The following is a 6409-nucleotide window of genomic DNA, read 5'->3' on the forward strand; positions in this document are numbered from 1 at the left end:
AACAAAGGCTTTAATGCGCACCCAATGAACCATGGCGGAAGCTGGACTTTCGACTTTGGAAAAGTGAAATATGTAAACGCGATTCACTCCAGCTCTTTTCCTGATGGGACAAATGGCGGTAATCCAGGTGGATTTGTGATCGAGGGTGAGCATAAAAATATTTACATAGCCGGTGATACTGCTTTGACTATGGACATGAAACTTATTCCAATGCGCACCAAATTAGATTTGGCTATTTTACCAATTGGAAATAACTTCACCATGGATGTTGAGGATGCGATCATCGCAGCTGATTTTGTACAGTGCGACAAAATATTAGGCTACCACTTTGATACTTTTGGTTACATCAAAATCGATCACAAACAGGCTATTCAGCAGTTTTTTGATAAAGGAAAAGATTTAATGCTACTTGAAATTGGAGAAAGCATCGAATTATAAGCAGTAGCATCAGTTTGCTTAATTAGGAGCTTTTTCCTGCTATTCATTACAATAGTAAGTGCCCGAAACCCGGGCACTTACTGATTTTCATTGCTATCAGGGCTATGAATTGGATCATTAATACACGACTATTTAAATGAAGAAAAATATTGCTTTATTGTTATTAGGTATTTTTTCATCTGCGGCTTTCGGGCAGCAGGATGGTTACTGGGACAAAGAAAGAGCTACGACCAAGGAGGTTATTGTATCGGCTAGAGATCGTATTGTGATCAAAACCGATGATTTTCCTGTGGGAACAACGGAGCTAATCTATAGAATTACACTGCTTGACGATAATCAACAATTGGCTAGTAGTCTGGTTTCGGTGCTTAAAGCTATACCTGATCCTACAGGAATCAGTCAAGGTTCAGCTGGAGCCGTTTTTTTACTGTCTAAGGTCTCAGGCGATGATAAATCGAAATATGCTGTTTTTTCGGCAAGTGATTTAGCTACTGCCTACCAAAAATCGGGTAAAACCTATGATGCTTGCTTTGTTCAAGACGAAGCGATTAGTAAAGATGCCAACCGTCTTTCGATTGATAAATCAACTTGCATAAAAACTAATACTACTAATTTATGGTTTGGATTTGAGAGTAAGAACTGGATCATGAAGCAAAAAATTATTCTAGAAGTGGTGCCCTGGGTCGATAGGAAATTAGCGCGAGGCTGGTCTACCGAAAACCGAAAATACATTATCAATCAATGTAAAACCTCCGCAGTAGCGCGCAACATGCCAAATTCTGATGATTTTTGTATTTGCTTACAGCAAAAAATCCAGAAAGAATATACCTACCAAGAGTTTCAAAAGTTGTTGCCTATCGAGCAAGCTAAAGTATATAAAGATTTTGGCGCTAGTTGCGTAACAGAAACTACTGTAGCCAAAGGAGTAACTACTGATATGCGCACCTTGGCAGCGAAAGCAGTGCTTAAAAGTGATTTTGCTACAGCCATAAAGCAATATGCTTCTCTAGTATCGAAGTCTCAGGCTTCCGCTTTAGATTATAATGGTCTTGGCTATAGTTATTTGATGACCAAGCAGTACGGTAAAGCTATAAAAGTGCTAAAAGAAGGTGAAAGTAAAGATAATGCAGAATTATTGATTCAGTTAAATCTTGCACATGCTTATTTGTTAAATGGTGATTATCGTTCCGCTAAAGCCATTTACAAAGAATATCAGAACCAAAATGTTACAGCTAACCTCAGTTGGACACAAAAGATCAAAGAAGACTTTTCTGTGTTTACAAAAGCAGGTTTGCCAACCAAAGATTTTGATCGTATCTTAAAGATGACGGACTGATAAATAACAAAATAAATTCTGATAAATTAGAAAATAAAAATACTAGCATGAAAACTACAATCACAATTACACGCTATTTTGGATTGTTTATCCTTTTAATTGGAATACTGCTTAATCTTAAAATGTATTTTTTTGAAGAACCAGGAACATTAATATATCTGCTACTTTGTTTTTTCGGAATAATACTATTTGGATTATCGTATTTAATGAGAATTAATAAATAGAATTCGAATTTTAGTTTTAAAATGATTGAAACCGAATAGTAATAAAAAATAAGTATGGGATATAAGCATATTGAAGCTGCGTTGAAAAGAAGTTTTGTCATTCTTTTTATTTTATGCAGTACAAAAAGTATTTCGCAGTCTATAATAGTGGGAGTAATAAAGGATAGTATTACTAAAGTCAATATACCTTTTGTAAACGTTACCTATGAAGCTGTAAATGCTGGAACAATGTCTAATAGTGAAGGATATTTTAATTTAAAAAAAATAGATTCTTTAGAGTTTATCCAATTATCATCAGTTGGGTACGAAAGCAAAAGAATTAATATTGACAAGTTAGGTAAGGTTGTCTACTTAAGTCCGAGGATAGAATCACTGGAGGAAGTTGTGATTAATTCAAAAAAAATAAAGTATACAAAAAATATAAAATTGGGTTTAAAACAAACTCTTAAGATTAGAACTGGATTACCTTTTGGTTATGAATTCTCATCATACATCGAAAACACTTTTAAGAAAAGAGGTTTGGTTAAAGAAATTATGCTGAATTTAAATAAGGCACCCAAATATGATTTTTTGGCAACCTATAACCTTAAATTTTATCGTTATGATAGTATTAAAAAGCAGCCTGGTCAATTAATTTATAATGAAAATGTATTTATTACGCCAGAAAATCGCACCTACATTTTAAAGGTTGATGTAGAAAAGTTAAGAATTAAATTACCAGTAGAAGGTATGTGTATAGGTATCGAGCTCGTAAATAAAGAAAATTATAATACTACATCAATGTCTATTATTGCACCTAGAATAAATTTTACCCATACAAAACAAAAGTACTCAACTTGGATTCGGTTCATGAATAAAAACTGGAAATTATCTACAAATGAATCAAAGGTTAAAAAAAATCAATTTATCAATGCAAATATTAATATCTCAGCGTTAATAGAAAACTAAAAAAGCTAAATAGTTTTAATGTAAATACTTTAGAGAATAGGCGTTAATTCATTTTTAAACGATAGCATACCTATTTTGTGCTGATACTTTATAAGCTTTTATTAATATTTAGAGAAAATCAATTTTTTTTAAGCGATAAATTTTAAATTTATATAAAACAATTGAGCTATATCTTACATCATTTGATCATTTAAATATTTATTAAGTACAATAATGAAAGCAACCTACCACAAATACATTCTGGATTTTAAAAGACCATCAGGTACTTCTCGTGGTGTTATGACGACCAAAGAAACCTGGTTTATTATTCTGGAAGCAAACGGTAAGAAAGGAATAGGAGAGTGCGGTATCTTGCGTGGATTGAGCGCAGACGATCGACCTGATTACGAGCAAAAGCTACAATGGACTTGTGCTAATATTCATTTGGGAAAAGAGGCACTTTGGGAGGCTTTAATCGAATTTCCTTCGATTCAATTTGGAGTCGAAATAGCCTTTCAATCGTTGGCTAGTGAAACTCCTTTTTTACTCTTTCCTTCAGCCTTTACCGAGGAGCAAAAATCGATTCCAATTAATGGTTTGATATGGATGGGTGAGCCCGCTTTTATGAAGCAACAAATCGAAGAAAAACTAGCGGAAGGATTTAACTGTGTAAAACTAAAAATTGGTGCTATCGATTTTGAAAAAGAACTGGAATTATTGCAGTTTATCAGGGCTAATTTCGATGAAAAGCAAATCGAAATTAGAGTAGATGCTAATGGTGCTTTTGAGTTAAATAAAGCTTTATATAAATTATCACAACTGGCTGAATTTAAATTACATAGTATTGAACAGCCTATTCAAAAAAACAATACTGACAGGATGGCAGAACTGTGTAAAACAACCCCTTTTCCTATTGCTTTAGATGAAGAGTTGATTGGAGTGTATAAACTGGAAGATAAAGAAGCTTTATTGGTTAAAATCAAGCCACAATATATCATTTTGAAACCTAGTTTTGTAGGCGGTTTTAAAGGTACAAAGGAATGGATTTCATTGGCTGAAAAGCACCATATTGGCTGGTGGATTACCTCGGCTTTAGAGAGTAATATTGGTCTAAATGCCATAGCACAATGGACCTTTTTACAACAAAATTCTATGCCACAAGGATTGGGGACAGGAGCACTTTATACCAATAATTTTGATTGTCCGTTAGCAGTTTCAAAAGGGCAATTATGGTACAGAAATAATGAAAAATGGGAGTTTAATTTTGAAACTTTGCAGTAAAAATGACAACAATATTGATAAAAAAAACCAATATCTAGTCCGCTAGAAATTGGTTTTTTTTATTGATTTTACTAGAAGTATGCTTTTATAATTTAGCGTAAACTGCGAAATTAATAGTAGGAGCTAGAGGTGCATTGTTGTTTCCAAAAGCACCAAAAGCAGCGATATTGGCTCCGTATTTGTCGGCACTAAATTCGTAATTAAATTTTAGTCCAACTGCATTATAGGTTTGACGATCTAAGTAGGAAGGCCATCTAGAGGCATTAGATAGAAAAGCATTTTCTTTAGCAACTGGATTTTTAGTATCTAAAGCTAAGATCAAATGGCCTTTAGGTATCACTAAATAACCTACTTCAGCACCGATTTTCAAATAATCCGAATAATCATTAGTCATATATCCATAGCCTATGTTTCCAAAATAGTACCATTTACCTTCACTAGAACCAGCGGTTACGTATGGGATAAAGGAATTGGCGTTAAAACCCGTGCTCAAACCAGAGCTTGCATTGTTCTTAGCAGAATTAGCTTGGTATTGTAAACCCGTACTAATTTTCCATTTTTGGTCATACATTTTATACTTTAAACCTAAAGTAATATTCCCCAATCCGGATAACTGATCACTACCACCGCCGCTATTGGCCTTAAAACTAGCTGATTTAACGGGTAAAATAACTAATGCTTCAAGATTATTGGATAATCCATATTCACAGTAGATTTGTGTTGTGACATCGCTATAATCCCCTCCAAAAGTTATTTTTTGATCGTTTATTTGTGCTGTGTTGTAAAACAGACCGGTTACACCTAGTTGTACATAGGCTTTCCCTTTTTCTTTTGTCCATGGACTTTGAGCATTGCTTGTTCCCGTAGAAAATAATAAAAGTAATAGTATGTATTTTTTCATAGTTGTTTATTTTATATAATTGACGCTGTTTTTCTAATTCCTGACATTTAAAAAAAAAAAAATGAAAAAAGAAGGGCTAGCTGCTATGGTAAGATGTAATGTTCACTACTATTATTGCATTTTTTTAGCAAACTTTCCAATCGTTAATCCCTGTACTAATATGGAGAAGCAAACAATGACATACGTAATTGTTACCCAAATATCTTTGTTATACTCTGGATTGATTGATAGCGCCAAAGCAATGGAGATACCGCCTCGTAATCCACCCCAAGTCAAAATCAAAATTGTTTTTTGATTGATACGTTCTTTTAAACGCACAGCGATTGAAGGGATATAAACCGAAATGTATCTGGTTACTAAAGTGATCAAAAGGATTAGAATGGCTGCAAAAACTATTTTTTGATTGGTTTGTATAATTAATAATTCGAGTCCAATTAATACAAATAATAATGCGTTTAAAATTTCGTCAATGAGTTCCCAAAACTTATCCACGTATTCCGCTGTGGTGTCTGACATTCCTAGCGTTTTTCCATGATTACCAGTGATTAGTCCTGCTGCAACCATCGCTAATGGTCCAGAAACATGTGTATAATGTGCCAAAGTGTATCCACCCATAACCACTGCGAGAGTAATTAAAACTTCTACTTGGTAATTGTCTATGCTAGCAATTAATTTGTATCCAATATAACCGATAACAATTCCTAAAACTAAACCGCCTATTGCTTCTTGTCCAAATAAAAGCAAAATACTGCTGATATTAATTTCAGTACCTGGTTTCGCTAATTTTAAGATGGTAATAAATACAACAACAGCCACACCATCATTGAATAGAGATTCACCTGCTATTTTAGTTTCTAATGATTTAGATACTCCTGCGCTTTTCAGAATACTTAAAACTGCAATAGGATCCGTTGGGGAAATCAAGGCTCCAAAAAGCATCGCATGTATCAGTTGAACTGGAATACCCATGTAGTTTAAAAGGTAGTAAGAAGCAAATCCAATGATGAACGTACTTATCAAGACACTAATGGTTGAAAACAATAGAATGCTTAATTTCTCTTTGTTTAAATCTTTGAACTTAATATGTATAGCGCCTGCAAATAACATGAAACTCAACATACTCTCTAGTAGTAATTCACTAAAGTTGATACTATCCATTTTCATAGCAATATCTTCCTTGAAAATAGGGAAGTAGTGCCCCATGATTATTATGAAAAACGAAAACACTAATGATACTAGCATTAATCCAATCGCATTGGGTAATTTTAATACTCTAAAATTGATGTAAGCAAATCCTGCTGA

The 6409-nt window shown here is 33.7% G+C and carries 6 protein-coding genes; 4 read left to right on the top strand and 2 right to left on the bottom strand.

All coding sequences use genetic code 11. The annotated features are described in order from the left end of the window. From P8M54_RS10120 to P8M54_RS10135, 4 genes are all read left to right on the top strand, one after another. Positions 1–438, top strand: a 438-nt coding sequence (locus P8M54_RS10120) for an MBL fold metallo-hydrolase (RefSeq protein ID WP_300287706.1), incomplete at its 5' end; no start/stop codon positions are given. Between the two features lie 136 nt (positions 439–574). Continuing rightward, positions 575–1774, top strand: coding sequence for a tetratricopeptide repeat protein (locus P8M54_RS10125; protein WP_300287707.1), 1200 nt, complete (start codon positions 575–577; stop codon positions 1772–1774). A gap of 278 nt (positions 1775–2052) precedes the next feature. After that, the gene (locus tag P8M54_RS10130; protein ID WP_300287708.1) at positions 2053–2946 is read left to right on the top strand and encodes a carboxypeptidase-like regulatory domain-containing protein; all 894 of its coding nucleotides are present in this window, start codon (positions 2053–2055) and stop codon (positions 2944–2946) included. Positions 2947–3159: 213 nt separating this feature from the next. Further along, entirely contained in the window at positions 3160–4206 is a 1047-nt protein-coding gene (locus P8M54_RS10135; RefSeq protein WP_300287709.1) for an o-succinylbenzoate synthase, read from the top strand. A gap of 85 nt (positions 4207–4291) precedes the next feature. Here the strand turns inward: P8M54_RS10135 and P8M54_RS10140 are convergent, their stop codons facing one another. Together P8M54_RS10140 and P8M54_RS10145 are read right to left on the bottom strand one after the other, a co-directional pair. Beyond that, positions 4292–5107: a transporter gene (locus P8M54_RS10140; protein ID WP_300287710.1), complete on the bottom strand. Its 816-nt coding sequence runs from the start codon at positions 5105–5107 to the stop codon at positions 4292–4294. A 111-nt stretch (positions 5108–5218) separates the two neighbouring features. Next, positions 5219–6409, bottom strand: a 1191-nt coding sequence (locus tag P8M54_RS10145) for a sodium:proton antiporter (protein WP_300287712.1), incomplete at its 5' end; no start/stop codon positions are given.

Origin of the sequence: Flavobacterium sp., from assembly GCF_029242675.1 — a bacterium.
GTDB lineage: Bacteria > Bacteroidota > Bacteroidia > Flavobacteriales > Flavobacteriaceae > Flavobacterium.